This is a genomic window from Pseudomonas cremoricolorata (assembly GCF_000759535.1).
GTDB classification, from domain to species: domain Bacteria; phylum Pseudomonadota; class Gammaproteobacteria; order Pseudomonadales; family Pseudomonadaceae; genus Aquipseudomonas; species Aquipseudomonas cremoricolorata_A.
In genome coordinates this window covers 1,329,050-1,342,241 of the sequence record NZ_CP009455.1, presented here as the reverse complement: position 1 = coordinate 1,342,241, position 13,192 = coordinate 1,329,050, and the positions used below count along the sequence as shown (strand labels likewise).

Below are 13,192 nucleotides of genomic sequence, written 5' to 3'. Positions count from 1 at the left end.
CAGACAGGTGGCGGCAGCTTAACTGCGTCGTTGGCCTGTCGTACAGGTGGCAATCGGGTTCATACTGCGCGGCGCAAATTCTTCGACCGCTTTGGAAATCACCTGCATGAAACGTACGCCGCATTTGCTCGCCATCCAGTCCCACGTCGTGTTTGGCCATGCTGGCAACAGTGCCGCCGTGTTTCCCATGCAACGGCTGGGGGTGAATGTGTGGCCGCTCAATACCGTGCAGTTCTCCAACCACACCCAGTATGGTCAGTGGAGCGGGCAAGTGCTGCCCCCCGAGCAAATTCCTGCGTTGGTGGAAGGCATTTGCAACATCGGTGAACTGGGCGAGTGCGATGCCGTGCTCTCGGGGTATCTGGGCAGTGCCGAGCAGGGCCAGGCGATCCTGGCGGGTGTCGAGCGCATCAAGGCGGTCAACCCCAAGGCGCTGTACCTCTGTGACCCCGTGATGGGGCATCCCGAGAAAGGCTGCAATGTGCCGCCAGCGGTAAGCGACTTCCTCGTCGGCCAGGCGCTGGCCAAGGCCGATATCCTCTGCCCCAATCAGCTCGAGCTCGATACCTTCTGCGGTCGTCGCGCCGAGTCCCTGGCCGACTGTGCGGCGATGGCCCGCAGCCTGCTGGCGCGCGGTCCGCAGGTGGTGCTGGTCAAGCACCTGGCTTATCCCGAGCGGCCAGCGGACGCCTTCGAAATGCTGCTGGTGACGGCTGAGCAGACCTGGCACCTGCGCCGTCCACTGCTGGCCTTTCCGCGCCAGCCGGTGGGGGTAGGCGACTTGACCTCCGGGCTGTTCCTGGCCCGCGCCCTGCTGGGTGACAGCTGGCGCGAGGCGTTCGAATTCGCCGCCGCCGCTGTGCACGAGGTGCTGCTGGAAACCCAGGCCTGCGCCAGTTACGAGCTGCAGCTGGTGCGCGCGCAAGATCGCATCGCCCACCCGCGGGTACGCTTCCAGGCGCAGTTGCTGGCGGTTTAGACGCCGTCGCTTTTCAGTTCCTGATAGCGCTTTTCCAGCTCCTGGCGGATTTCCCGGCGTTGCTGGCCTTGCAGGAAGCGGCGCTTTTCTTCGCTGGTCTGCGGCTGGCGTGGTGGGACCGGCACCGGGCGGCGCTGGTCATCCACCGCGACCATGGTGAAGAAGCAGCTGTTCGAATGGCGCACCGAGCGTTGACGAATGTTCTCGGTGACCACCTTGATGCCGACCTCCATGGACGTGTTGCCGGTGTAGTTGACCGAGGCCAGGAAGGTCACCAGTTCGCCCACATGCACCGGTTCGCGGAAGATCACCTGATCCACCGACAGGGTCACCACATAGGTGCCGGCGTAACGGCTGGCGCAGGCGTAGGCCACTTCGTCGAGGTACTTGAGCAAGGCGCCGCCGTGAACGTTGCCAGAAAAGTTGGCCATGTCCGGGGTCATCAGGACGGTCATCGTCAACTGGGCGTTTCCAGGTTCCATAGAGAGCTCACGGTGTGATTGCGTTGAAACGGGGTGGGTATCTTTGGACACATTCTTTCCCCTGTTGATGTGCTTCGTGTGACCGGACGCTTCGCAACATAGAAGCGCACAGGCGCGAATAGTTGGGTGTTTGGGCGTCGATCTGTTTCGGCATATTGCATCGGCGCTGCGCGGCAGACCGCAATGTTACCCTGACTGCGCCCATGCAACATGGGCTTACCATTCTTAGAACAATCTGTACTCGCGGTGCGGGGCCTTGGCCTGGCGCTGCGGGTTGTGCCTGTGGCTCGAACAAGGAGTATCACGCCATGCATGCCATAAGCTTCATCCAGGACCTGGCCGTGATCATGCTGGTCGCCGGTGTGGTGACCATTCTGTTCCATCGGCTCAAGCAGCCGGTCGTCCTGGGTTACATCGTCGCCGGGTTCATCATCGGCCCACACACTCCACCGTTCGGCCTGATTCACGACGAAGACACCATCAAGACCCTTGCCGAACTGGGGGTGATCTTCCTGATGTTCTGTCTGGGGCTGGAGTTCAGCCTGCGCAAACTGTTCAAGGTCGGTGCCACCGCGTTCATCGCGGCGTTTCTGGAAATCGTCCTGATGATCTGGATCGGTTTCGAGATCGGCCGCTGGTTCGGCTGGAGCACCATGGACTCGCTGTTCCTCGGCGCCATCCTGGCGATCTCCTCGACCACCATCATCGTCAAGGCGCTCAATGACCTGAAGATGAAGAACGAGCGCTTCGCCCAGCTGATTTTCGGTGTGCTGATCGTCGAAGACATTCTGGGCATCGGCATCATCGCCTTGCTCTCCGGCATCGCAGTAAGCGGCACGGTAAGCTCCGGGGAGGTGTTCTCCACGGTTGGCAAGCTGTCGCTGTTCATGATCGTCGCGCTGGTCATCGGCATTCTGCTGGTGCCGCGCCTGCTGGCCTACGTGGCGAAGTTCGAAAGCAACGAAATGCTGCTGATCACCGTGCTGGGCCTGTGCTTCGGCTTCTGCCTGCTGGTGGTCAAGCTTGAGTACAGCATGGTGCTGGGGGCGTTCCTGATCGGCGCGATCATGGCCGAGTCGCGTCAGTTGCTGAAGATCGAGCGCCTCGTCGAGCCGGTACGCGACATGTTCAGCGCCATCTTCTTCGTCGCCATCGGCCTGATGATCGACCCCCAGGTGCTGATCGACTACGCCTGGCCGATCGTGGTCATCACCTTTGCGGTGGTGCTGGGCAAGATGCTCTCGTGCGGCATGGGTGCGTTCATTGCCGGGAACGACGGGCGCACGTCGCTGCGGGTGGGCATGGGGCTGTCGCAGATTGGCGAATTTTCCTTCATCATCGCCGCGCTTGGCATGACGTTGCAGGTCACCAGCGACTTCCTCTACCCGGTGGCCGTAGCGGTATCGGCCATCACCACCTTACTGACCCCTTACCTGATCAAAGCTGCCGACCCGCTGTCGCTGAAGCTGGGCAAGGTCATGCCTGATCGGCTCGGCCGGGTGCTGTCGTTGTACGGTGAATGGCTGCGCAGTATCCAGCCGCAGGGCCAGGGGGCGATGGTGGCGGCGATGATCCGGCGTATTCTGTTGCAAGTTGGCGTCAACCTGGCGCTGGTCATCGCCATCTTCTTCAGCGGCGGCTACTTCGCCAGCCGTCTGGGTGCCTGGATGAGTGAGTGGGTGACGGATGTCAGCCAGCAGAAGGCGTTGATCTGGGGCGCGGCATTGTTGCTTTCGCTGCCGTTCCTGATCGCCGCCTACCGCAAGCTCAAGGCGCTGTCGATGCTGCTGGCAGAGATGGGTGTGAAGCCCGAGATGGCGGGTCGGCATACCCAGCGTGTACGCCGCGTGGTGGCTGAGGTCATTCCGTTGCTCTCGCTGCTGGTGATCTTCCTGCTGCTCTCGGCGCTGTCGGCGAGCATTCTGCCGACCAGCGAGCTGTTGCTGATCATCGCGGTGGTGGCGGCGGTGGTGGTGGCGGTGTTGTGGCGCTGGTTCATCCGTGTGCATACGCGGATGCAGATCGCCTTGCTGGAGACGCTGGAAAACAGCCGCGATCATTCCCACTAGGCTGAAACGAAGAACCCCGCCAGGCAGCCTGACTTGGCGGGGTTCTTTATCGATCGGGGTTAGAAGACCAGGCTCAGCTTTCCAGCCAGACATCCCGCGCCCAGTGCCATACCGACTCCCAGCTGTCTTCACCGACCAGCTCATCATCGCCACTCCACAGCACCACGGTGCCGTCTTCCTCGACACAGTAGTAATCGTCGCCGTCCTGGCAGAGTGGAATCAGCTCACGCGGCACGCCGGCGTCCCAGGCGTTGGCCGCGACTTCGGGCAGGTAGGTGTGTGACTGCGGATCGGTGACGGTGACCGGTTCAAGGCTGCCGTAGACCACGTCGCTGACGGTCAGCAGGAATTCCTTGAACACGAACGGGATGTTGATGAACAGCTGTTCTTCGACCTCCACCAACATGTCTTCGTCAGGCAGCTCCAACGGCACGGGCACCGGCTCGTTGGCTTCACGGAGCTGTTCGATCACTTCTTCCACGGTTCGCTTCCTCTGACCTTATCGGCAATTTTGCGGTTTATACCCTAGTAGCCCACTCCACTAAAAGCAAAAACCCCCGGGGCCAGCCCGAGGGTTTTCGTTAGAGCCGCTTCGGATCAGCCGTTCTGGCGAATACCGGCAAGCAGCCAAGGCTGGTTTTCACCTTGTGCGCGCTGCATGTGCCAGCTTTCGCTGAACGCCTCGCCCTGATCGAAGCGCGAGGTCTTGGCCACGCCACGGAAGGTGAGGGTGGCGATGGTGACATCGGCGCGATCGTCGACGCCTTCAAGTTGCACGTCGAGGTCATCGATGTAGGTGGACTGGTAGCCTTCGGCTTCGGCCGCACGTTCGCGCTTGAGCGACTCGAGCAACTGCGGGGTCACGAATTCGGCGATCTTGTCCATTTCGTTCGCGTCCCAGTGCTGCTGCAGGGTCTGGAAGTGCGAACGGGCAGCGGCCAGGAAGCTGGCTTCGTTGAACCAGGCTGGGGCGTTGATCACCGGTGCGGCGGTGGCGGCGGCCGCGCCGCGGCCGAACATCGGCTGCTGGGCTGGCTGGGCGTGCTGTTCACGCTGGAACGGAGCGTGACCGGCTGGCGCCATGTGCGCTTCCTGCTTGCGACGCCGTGCGGCGATGAAGCGGAAGACCAGGAAGGCGATGAGGCCGATCAGCAGGAAGTCGAAGATCTGCATCCCTTCGAAGCCATCACCCATGAACATGGATGCGAGCAGGCCACCGGCGGCGAGGCCAGCCAGTGGGCCGAGCCAGCGCGAAGCACCGCTTGCGGCAGCGGGCGCACGGCCCGGGGCAGTGGCAGCAGCGCCTGGGGCTGGAGTGGCAGGCGTGGCTTGGCGGGTCTGGTGGATGGGCGCGGAGCCCGAGCTCTTGCCGCCGCCGAAACGCTTGGCGTTGGCATCGAGGCTCAGCGTCAGGCCGACGCAAAGCGCCAGAGCGATGCTAAGAAAACGTTGCATAGAAGGGATTTCCCATTTTGTGGATTGCACGCGCGCATGGTGCACAGGTTAGACGAGCCGTGACCAGCGCCAGAGTGTTTCGAGCTTTTGCCTTGCTGGCCACAAGACCCTTCCGATTCGAGTGTGGGAAGGGTCTGAATGTTCGGTCAGATCAAATCGCTTCGAGCTTGGCATAGCCGAGCATCAACCACTTGCTGCCCTCGGCGAAGTTGACCTGCACCCGTGCCTGCGCGCCGGAGCCCTCGAAGTTGAGAATGGTGCCTTCGCCGAATACCGAGTGCTGCACGCGTTGACCCAGGGTGAAGGCAGTCTGGGGAATGCTTTCATTGGCGAACAGCTTGCTGTTCTGCGGCTGCGAGGCACCGAATGGCCGGCTCACCGAGTTGGACAGGCGGACCTCCTGGATCAGCCCACCTGGGATCTCGCGAACGAAACGCGACACCTTGTTGTAGGTTTCGCTGCCGTACAGGCGCCGAGTTTCAGCGTAGGTCATCACCAGTTGGCGCATGGCACGGGTAATGCCGACATAAGCCAGGCGACGTTCTTCTTCCAGGCGGCCCGGCTCTTCCAGGCTCATCTTGTGCGGAAACAGGCCTTCCTCCATGCCCACCAGGAAGACGTGGGGGAATTCCAGGCCTTTGGCGCTATGCAGGGTCATCAATTGCACGCTGTCTTCGTGCTCTTCGGCCTGGGTATCCCCGGCTTCGAGGGAGGCGTGGCCGAGGAAAGCCGCCAGTTCGGTCAACTCGGCATCCTCGGCGCCGGGCTCGAAGTTGCGCGCTGCGCTGACCAGTTCCTCAAGGTTTTCCACCCGTGCCTGACCTTTCTCACCTTTTTCTTCCTGGTGATAGGGAATCAGCCCGGATTGCTCGATGACGGTCTGGGTCATCAGGTGCAATGGCATCTCGGCGACCTTCGTCGCGAGGTTGTCGATCAGCTCGACGAAAGCGCCCAGCGCGCTCGCCGCACGGCCCTTGAGGCCCTTGCCGGCGAGCAACTGGCACAGGGCTTCCCACATCGACAATTGGCTATGACGGGCATGGGCGCGAATGGCCTCGACGGTCTTTTCGCCGATGCCCCGCGGCGGCACGTTGATCACCCGCTCCAGCGCCGCATCGTTGCCACGCCCTTCGATCAGCCGCAGGTAGGCCATGGCGTTCTTGATTTCGGCGCGCTCGAAGAAGCGTTGCCCACCGTAGATTCGATAGGGAATGCGCTCGCGCAGCAACGCCTCTTCGAGCACCCGGGACTGGGCGTTGGAGCGGTACAGAATGGCGATATCGTTGCGCGCGCTGCCTTGCTTGATCACGCTTTCGATGGTCTCGACCACATAGCGTGCTTCGTCGTGTTCGTTGTAGGCGGCGTAGAGCGTCAGCGGCTCGCCTTCACCCATGTCGGTCCACAGCTCTTTGCCCAGGCGCCCGCTGTTGTTGACGATCAGCGCGTTGGCCGCCTTGAGGATGCCGCCAGTGGAGCGGTAGTTCTGCTCGAGGCGGATCAGCTCGGCATCGGGGAAGTCGGCCGTGTACTGGTGGATGTTTTCGATCTTCGCGCCGCGCCAGCCGTAGATCGACTGGTCGTCATCGCCCACCGCCATGAGGCTGTCACCGCCGGCCGCCAGCATGCGCAGCCAGGCGTACTGCACGGCGTTGGTGTCCTGGAATTCGTCGACCAGCAAGTGACGGAAGCGGCGCTGGTAGTGCTCGAGCAGGCTGGGGTTGTCGCGCCACAGGTCGAGCGCGCGCAGCAGCAGCTCGGAAAAATCGATGACGCCAGCGCGTTCGCAGGCCAGCTCGTAGGCGCTGTAGACCTCGCGCATGGTAGTCAGGAACAGGTCGCCACCGGCCTGGATGTGCTGTGGACGCAGGCCCTCATCCTTTTGCCCGTTGATGAACCACTGAGCCTGGCGCGCCGGCCACTTCTGCTCATCCAGACCCAGCTCGCGCATGACCCGCTTGATCAATCGCTGCTGATCGTCGCTGTCGAGAATCTGGAAGTTCTGCACCAGGCGTGCTTCCTGCCAGTGCGCTCGCAACAGGCGATGGGCCAGGCCGTGGAAGGTACCGACCCACATGCCCGCCGGGTTGATGCCCAGCAGCTGCTCGATACGCTGACGCATCTCGGCCGCGGCCTTGTTGGTGAAGGTCACCGACAGGATCGAGTGCGGCGAGGCATGCTCGACCTGGATCAGCCAGGCGATACGATGCACCAGCACGCGGGTCTTGCCCGAGCCGGCACCGGCAAGCACCAGTTGACGCCCCACCTGGGCGGCTACGGCCTGGCGTTGAGCATCGTTGAGGGAGTTCAGCAGGAGGGAGAGGTCGTCATTGTGCATCCGGCCATTCTAGGGCCGGGCCGTGGCAGGGGGCAAACGTCGGTATGACAATTCTTTGGACAGATGCCAACCGTTTATCGGCGCTTCCCAGGCGCGAGTACTTCTGGCGTGGGTGACCGTGCAGCGAATGATAGCGGCGGGACCCGGTGCGTTGCGGCACCAGGCCCGCCATACCGTCAGTGGACCGGCGTGACCGGGATGACTGCGACCACCGCGTCACCCATGAGGATGGCCACGCTGTGGTAGTTAGGGGCGCCTGGGATGCTGAACTTGACTTCTTTGTCGGTCAACACTGCCAGGCCGATGGAGCCTTCGCTGGTCACGTTCAGTTGCAGGCGAAGAATCAGGTCCTGGAAGGCCGGGCCTTCATACGGGGTGAGCGTTGCGCTGTAGTTGGAGCCTGGTACGGTCACCGTGCCGCTGACACGCAGCGCCACGGCGCCGGGCATGTTGTCTTGTACGGCGAACCATTTGTCATTGCTCATGGGTAGTTCCTCAAGTGAGTTGACCCTGTGAATCAGGGCTTGAGGCACTTTGCGCAAGTCCGCTTCCAAGGTGCATCGTGAAGCGTTTCATGGCTGCCATTGCCGACCTTCCCGGGCCAGCAACTGGTTGCTGTGTTCCGGACCATCAGTGCCGGCCGGGTAGGGCCGCGGCGCCTGAAAATGCGTCTGCCAGCCTTGCAGGATCGGATCAATCCAGGCCCAGGCGGCCTCGACTTCATCGCGGCGCATGAACAACGTCGAGTCACCTTCCAGCACATCGAGCAAAAGCCGTTCGTAGGCGTCCCAGCGGCGAGTCTGGCCGAATACCTGGGCCAGGTTCAGGTCGAGCTCCACGGGTTCGAGACGCATGCCCTTACCCGGTGCCTTGGTCATCATGCGCAGGCTGACGCGTTCTTCAGGCTGCAACTGAATCGACAGCTGGTTGACCTGGCCGCCGCTGAACAGAGCATGGGGCACCGGTTTGAACTGGATGACGATCTGCGACGAGCGCCGCGCCATGCGCTTGCCGGTGCGCAGGTAGAACGGTACCCCGGCCCAGCGCCAGGTATCGACGTGCGCCTGGACGGCGACGAAGGTCTCGCTGTCACTGTCGTGGTCCACGCCTTTTTCGAAGTAATAGGCCGGCACTTCCTGGCCGCCGATGCTCCCCGCGGCGTACTGCCCGCGCACGGTCTTGTCCTGCACATCCAGATCGGTGATGGGCTTGAGTGCGCGCAGGACCTTGACCTTCTCGTCGCGTATCGCCTCTGCCTCGAACTGCGCAGGAGGCTCCATGGCAATCAGGCACAGCAGCTGCAACAGGTGATTCTGCAGCATGTCGCGGGCGGCCCCGGCACGGTCGTAGTAGGGGCCGCGATTCTCTACACCGAGGGTTTCGCACACGCTGATCTGCACGTGGTCGATCTGGTTGTTACGCCAGACCGGCTCCAGAAGTGCGTTGGCGAAACGCAGGGCCATGAGGTTCTGCACGGTTTCCTTGCCCAGGTAGTGATCGATGCGAAACACCTGAGTTTCGCGGAATACCGCGCCGATGGCCGCGTTGATTTCGGTGGCCGAAGCCAGTGAGTGGCCAATCGGCTTTTCCAGCACGATGCGTGCTTCGCTGTCGGCCAGCCCGGCCAGGCGCAAGTGACGGACGATGGGTACGAACAGGTCAGGCGCAGTGGCGAGGTAGTGGACGCGGGTCAAACCGAACGGCTCACCCAGATAACGCGCCAGACGCATGAAATCAGCGCTCTGCGAAGCGTCCATCGAGAAGTAGTCAAGGCGTGCGGCGAAGCGTTGCCACACCTCTTGTTCGAAATCCTGGCGAGTCACCTGTGCCCGACAATGACGCTCGGCGAGCTTGAGGTAGTCGTTGCGTGGCAAGGTCCGTCGGGCCAGGGCAATGATGCGCACGGCATTGTGCAGACGGCCATCCCGATACAGGTGATAGAGCGCCGGAAGCAGCTTGTGCAAGGCCAGGTCGCCGGTGCCGCCAAAGACCAGAATGTCGCAAGGGATCGTCAAGGAAACGGCTCTCCACATGGTTTAACTGGGCGGTTTGTCGGTCATGTAGTATAACTACAAGAATGCTACATTTTGGCCCGCCGATCATAACCGAGTCTCGCCCGTGAATCTGTTGCAACACATCACCCAATCGCGTCACTTGCTGCGCAAATCGGAGCTCAAGGTAGCCGACCATGTGCTGCTGGACCCGGCTGCCGTCATGCACAGTTCCATGGCCGATCTGGCCCATAGCGTCGGCATCAGCGAGCCGACCATCGTGCGCTTCTGTCGGGCGATTGGCTGTTCCGGATTCCAGGATCTCAAGCTCAAGCTGGCCCAGAGCCTGGCCGCTGGTGCCAGTTTCGGCCAGTTCGCGATTCACGAAGATGACTCGGTCGCCGACTACAGCCTGAAGATCTTCGACACTACCTTGCACACGCTGATGGAGGTGCGCGAACACCTCGATGCCCAGGCCCTGCAACAAGCGGTGACCGCCATGGCCCAGGCGCAACGGGTGGAGTTCTACGGCTTCGGTGCTTCAGGCGCGGTTGCCGCCGACGCCCAGCACAAGTTCTTTCGTCTGCTGCTGAGCGCAGCGGCCTATTCCGACCCGCACATGCAGGCGATGTCAGCGGTCACCCTCAAGCCCGGCGACGTCGCGGTGTGCATCTCGCAGTCGGGGCGCTCCAAGGATTTGCTGATCACCGCCAACCTGGTGCGTGAAAGCGGCGCTAGCCTGATCACCCTGTGCCCAAGCCAGACCCCACTGGCCGAACTGTCGACCGTCAACCTGGCCATCGACGTGCATGAAGACACGGAAATCTACACCCCGTTGACCTCGCGTATCGCTCACCTGGTGGTGATTGACGTGTTGGCGATGGGCGTGGCCATGGCCCGCGGGCCGAACCTGGTCAATCACCTCAAGAGCGTCAAGCGCAGCCTGCGCAGCCTGCGGCTGTCGCCCAAGTCGATCAAGGCGACCGACGACTGATCTGACAAACTTCGTCGAATATTCGCCGCAATGCGGCGAATTTCACCATCCTGTCATTTGCCGTGCATCAAACCGTAAACCCGCCCCCCCAGACTGGAGTGACCGCATCCAGTCTGGGAGACAGGCAATGGTTCGTGATCACGAAGGTTCCTACCAACCCAACGCCAAGGCGCGCAAGCAGCAGGAAAGGGATCAGCGCCGCATGGAATACCGCCGCGCGATCGAAAGCTACTGCGATCAACGCCAACTGCTGCGCGAGATTGCCTACTACCCAGACTCGCCCGACATCAGCCCATGGCAGATAGCGGCGGCATCTTCCCCGAGAAGCGCTCAACAATCTCGCTGATCAACGCCCGCTCGTTGCGAATGAAGCCAAGAAAGGCGACCGACACCGGCGACTGGCGCTTGGCCTTCGATTGCACCACGCACCAGCTGCGGTAGAGCGGCAGCTCTTCGACCGGCAGCTCCCTGAGCATGCCGGTCGCCAGTTCCATGCTCACCGCATGGCGAGTCAGCAGAGCGATGCCGAGCCCTGCCACCACGCATTCGCGCTGCGCCTCCCCGGAGGCGACCTCCAGGGTCTCGGTGAAGTGCACGCGTTTTTCCTTGAAGTACTCCTCACAGGCCTTGCGCGTGCCCGAACCCTGTTCGCGAACCAGCAGGGTGTGCGCTTCGAGGTCCTGCAGGCGCAACTGCGCGTGGCTGCACAGCGGATGGTCGGGCGGCGCGACGGCCACAATGGGATTGTTGAGGAACGGAAGGAACTCCAGGCCCATGTCCTGCGGCACCATCGACATGATGATCAGGTCGTCGCGGTTGTCGGACAGGCGCCGAATGGCCTGGGCGCGATTGACCACGGTGAGGGTCAGGTTCACTTCCGGGTGGCGCGCCTTGAACGCTGCGAACACATGCGGCACAAAATATTTGGCGCTGGATTCGATGGCCAGTTTGAGTTGCCCTTGCAGCGATCCCTGCATGTCCGACAACTGCATGTCGAAACTTTCCAGACGACCAAAGATGTCCCGGCTGGCCTTCTGTAGCGCTTCTGCCGCTTCCGTGAGGTACAACTTCTTGCCCACGTATTCGAACAAGGGCTGGCCCACCAGCTCTTCCAGCTGGCGAATTTGCAGACTGACTGCAGGTTGAGTCAGTGACATTTCTTCTGCAGCGCGGCTGTACGAACGTAAGTCGCACACCTCATTGAAGACTTGCAACTGACGTAATGTCATTCGCATCAACGACTTACGCATTTTATTAGGCTCTTGTCAGGCGCTTTGGCAATACATTGTCATCGAAGTATAAGGAGTGCCTAATACTTGACCTAATAAATATTGATTTTTGTTTATCGTCCTACAGCGCTAGGGTGGATTCACGACTGACCGCAGGTCTGTTCGCGGGTCGCGCACCATGCGTGGCCCGTCGTGTTCCACGGCTTTGGGAAGACTCCAAGTGATAAAAAAAATCCTGATCGCCAACCGGGGTGAAATTGCGGTTCGCATCGTTCGCGCCTGCGCCGAGATGGGCATCCGCTCTGTGGCGATCTATTCCGACGCCGACCGTCACGCTTTGCACGTCAAGCGCGCTGACGAGGCCTACAGCATCGGTGCCGAGCCGCTGGCCGGTTACCTGAACCCGCGCAAGCTGGTCAACCTGGCGGTGGAAACCGGCTGCGATGCCCTGCATCCGGGCTATGGTTTCCTCTCGGAAAACGCCGAACTGGCAGAAATTTGTGCCGAACGTGGAGTCAAGTTCATCGGTCCGGCCGCTGAAGTGATTCGCCGCATGGGCGACAAGACCGAAGCGCGCCGGGCAATGATCGCCGCAGGCGTGCCGGTGACGCCCGGCACGGAAGGCAACGTTGCCGACATCCATGAAGCGCTCAGCGAAGGTGAGCGTATCGGCTACCCGGTCATGCTCAAGGCCACCTCCGGTGGCGGTGGACGCGGTATCCGTCGTTGCAACAGTCGCGAAGAGCTGGAGCAGAACTTCCCGCGGGTGATTTCCGAGGCGACCAAGGCGTTTGGTTCGGCGGAAGTGTTCCTGGAAAAGTGCATCGTCAATCCCAAGCACATCGAAGCGCAGATTCTCGGTGATAGTTTCGGCAGCGTCGTGCACCTGTTCGAACGCGATTGCTCGATCCAGCGACGCAATCAGAAACTCATCGAAATCGCCCCCAGCCCACAGCTGACGCCCGAACAGCGCGCTTATATCGGCGATTTGGCAGTGCGCGCGGCCAAGGCGGTGAACTACGAGAACGCCGGTACCGTGGAGTTCCTGCTCGCCGATGGCGAGGTGTACTTCATGGAGATGAACACCCGGGTGCAGGTGGAACACACCATCACCGAAGAAATTACCGGTATCGACATCGTTCGTGAGCAGATCCGGATTGCCTCGGGCCTGCCGCTTTCAGTCAAACAGGAAGACATCATTCACCGTGGCTATGCGTTGCAGTTTCGTATCAACGCCGAAGACCCGAAGAACAACTTCCTGCCCAGTTTCGGCAAGATCACCCGCTACTACGCCCCTGGCGGTCCGGGTGTGCGCACCGATACCGCGATCTATACCGGCTACACCATTCCGCCGTTCTACGACTCGATGTGCCTGAAACTGGTGGTCTGGGCGCTGACCTGGGAAGAGGCGATGGATCGTGGTCTACGCGCCCTTGATGACATGCGCGTGCAAGGGGTGAAGACCACCGCCGCGTATTACCAGGAGATCCTGCGCAATGCCGAATTCCGTAGCGGTGAGTTCAACACCAGCTTCGTCGAATCGCATCCCGAGCTGACCAACTACTCGATCAAGCGCAAACCTGAAGAACTGGCCCTGGCCATCGCTGCCGCCATCGCTGCCCACGCAGGCATCTGAATGCAGCGGCAAGCTGCAAGCG

Annotated in this window: 12 protein-coding genes; 5 read left to right on the top strand and 7 right to left on the bottom strand. The window is 61.5% G+C overall.

Annotation, left to right across the window (positions count from 1 at the left end):
* The first annotated feature begins 106 nt into the window (after window positions 1-106).
* Complete coding sequence (gene pdxY, locus LK03_RS05765) at window positions 107-979, top strand: pyridoxal kinase PdxY (protein ID WP_038411468.1); 873 nt, start codon at window positions 107-109, stop codon at window positions 977-979.
* Here the strand turns inward: pdxY and LK03_RS05760 are convergent.
* Window positions 976-1,461 carry an acyl-CoA thioesterase gene (locus LK03_RS05760; protein ID WP_038411467.1) on the bottom strand — a complete coding sequence of 162 codons (486 nt, stop codon included), beginning with the start codon at window positions 1,459-1,461 and terminating at the stop codon, window positions 976-978. The two genes, pdxY and LK03_RS05760, sit on opposite strands and share 4 nt — an antisense overlap.
* A 308-nt stretch (window positions 1,462-1,769) precedes the next feature.
* On the opposite strand from LK03_RS05760, the gene LK03_RS05755 reads away from it, so the two are divergent.
* The gene (locus LK03_RS05755) at window positions 1,770-3,530 is read left to right on the top strand and encodes a cation:proton antiporter (protein WP_038411466.1); all 1,761 of its coding nucleotides are present in this window, start codon (window positions 1,770-1,772) and stop codon (window positions 3,528-3,530) included.
* 73 nt (window positions 3,531-3,603) lie between these two features.
* Here LK03_RS05755 and LK03_RS05750 read toward each other — a convergent pair whose 3' ends face one another.
* The 5 genes from LK03_RS05750 to zwf form a co-directional block, all read right to left on the bottom strand.
* Window positions 3,604-4,011: an SMI1/KNR4 family protein gene (locus LK03_RS05750; RefSeq protein ID WP_038411465.1), complete on the bottom strand. Its 408-nt coding sequence runs from the start codon at window positions 4,009-4,011 to the stop codon at window positions 3,604-3,606.
* A gap of 116 nt (window positions 4,012-4,127) precedes the next feature.
* The gene (locus LK03_RS05745) at window positions 4,128-4,985 is read right to left on the bottom strand and encodes a Tim44 domain-containing protein (protein ID WP_038411464.1); all 858 of its coding nucleotides are present in this window, start codon (window positions 4,983-4,985) and stop codon (window positions 4,128-4,130) included.
* A 151-nt stretch (window positions 4,986-5,136) separates the two neighbouring features.
* Entirely contained in the window at window positions 5,137-7,320 is a 2,184-nt protein-coding gene (gene uvrD, locus LK03_RS05740; protein ID WP_038411463.1) for a DNA helicase II, read from the bottom strand.
* Between the two features lie 176 nt (window positions 7,321-7,496).
* Window positions 7,497-7,805, bottom strand: coding sequence for a hypothetical protein (locus LK03_RS05735; RefSeq protein ID WP_038411462.1), 309 nt, complete (start codon window positions 7,803-7,805; stop codon window positions 7,497-7,499).
* Between the two features lie 87 nt (window positions 7,806-7,892).
* Entirely contained in the window at window positions 7,893-9,335 is a 1,443-nt protein-coding gene (gene zwf, locus LK03_RS05730; RefSeq protein WP_038411461.1) for a glucose-6-phosphate dehydrogenase, read from the bottom strand.
* A gap of 103 nt (window positions 9,336-9,438) precedes the next feature.
* On the opposite strand from zwf, the gene hexR reads away from it, so the two are divergent.
* On the top strand, window positions 9,439-10,305 hold the full coding sequence (gene hexR / locus LK03_RS05725) for a transcriptional regulator HexR (RefSeq protein ID WP_028693127.1): 867 nt from the start codon (window positions 9,439-9,441) through the stop codon (window positions 10,303-10,305).
* Between the two features lie 127 nt (window positions 10,306-10,432).
* Window positions 10,433-10,651 (top strand): PA3496 family putative envelope integrity protein, encoded by a 219-nt coding sequence (locus LK03_RS22455; RefSeq protein ID WP_081951560.1) that lies wholly within the window; start codon window positions 10,433-10,435, stop codon window positions 10,649-10,651.
* Here the strand turns inward: LK03_RS22455 and LK03_RS05720 are convergent.
* Window positions 10,593-11,555, bottom strand: a complete 963-nt coding sequence (locus LK03_RS05720) for a LysR family transcriptional regulator (RefSeq protein WP_038411460.1) — start codon at window positions 11,553-11,555, stop codon at window positions 10,593-10,595. The genes LK03_RS22455 and LK03_RS05720 overlap by 59 nt on opposite strands.
* Before the next feature lie 199 nt (window positions 11,556-11,754).
* Between LK03_RS05720 and LK03_RS05715 the strand changes: the two genes are divergently transcribed.
* Entirely contained in the window at window positions 11,755-13,170 is a 1,416-nt protein-coding gene (locus LK03_RS05715) for an acetyl-CoA carboxylase biotin carboxylase subunit (protein WP_038411459.1), read from the top strand.
* Window positions 13,171-13,192 lie beyond the last annotated feature (22 nt).

Coding starts and splice junctions, on each gene's coding strand:
- pdxY (WP_038411468.1), top strand. CDS start 107: ATGAAACGTACGCCGCATTTGCTCGCCATCCAGTCCCACGTCGTGTTT.
- LK03_RS05760 (WP_038411467.1), bottom strand. CDS start 1,461: ATGGAACCTGGAAACGCCCAGTTGACGATGACCGTCCTGATGACCCCG.
- LK03_RS05755 (WP_038411466.1), top strand. CDS start 1,770: ATGCATGCCATAAGCTTCATCCAGGACCTGGCCGTGATCATGCTGGTC.
- LK03_RS05745 (WP_038411464.1), bottom strand. CDS start 4,985: ATGCAACGTTTTCTTAGCATCGCTCTGGCGCTTTGCGTCGGCCTGACG.
- uvrD (WP_038411463.1), bottom strand. CDS start 7,320: ATGCACAATGACGACCTCTCCCTCCTGCTGAACTCCCTCAACGATGCT.
- LK03_RS05735 (WP_038411462.1), bottom strand. CDS start 7,805: ATGAGCAATGACAAATGGTTCGCCGTACAAGACAACATGCCCGGCGCC.
- LK03_RS22455 (WP_081951560.1), top strand. CDS start 10,433: ATGGTTCGTGATCACGAAGGTTCCTACCAACCCAACGCCAAGGCGCGC.
- LK03_RS05720 (WP_038411460.1), bottom strand. CDS start 11,555: ATGCGTAAGTCGTTGATGCGAATGACATTACGTCAGTTGCAAGTCTTC.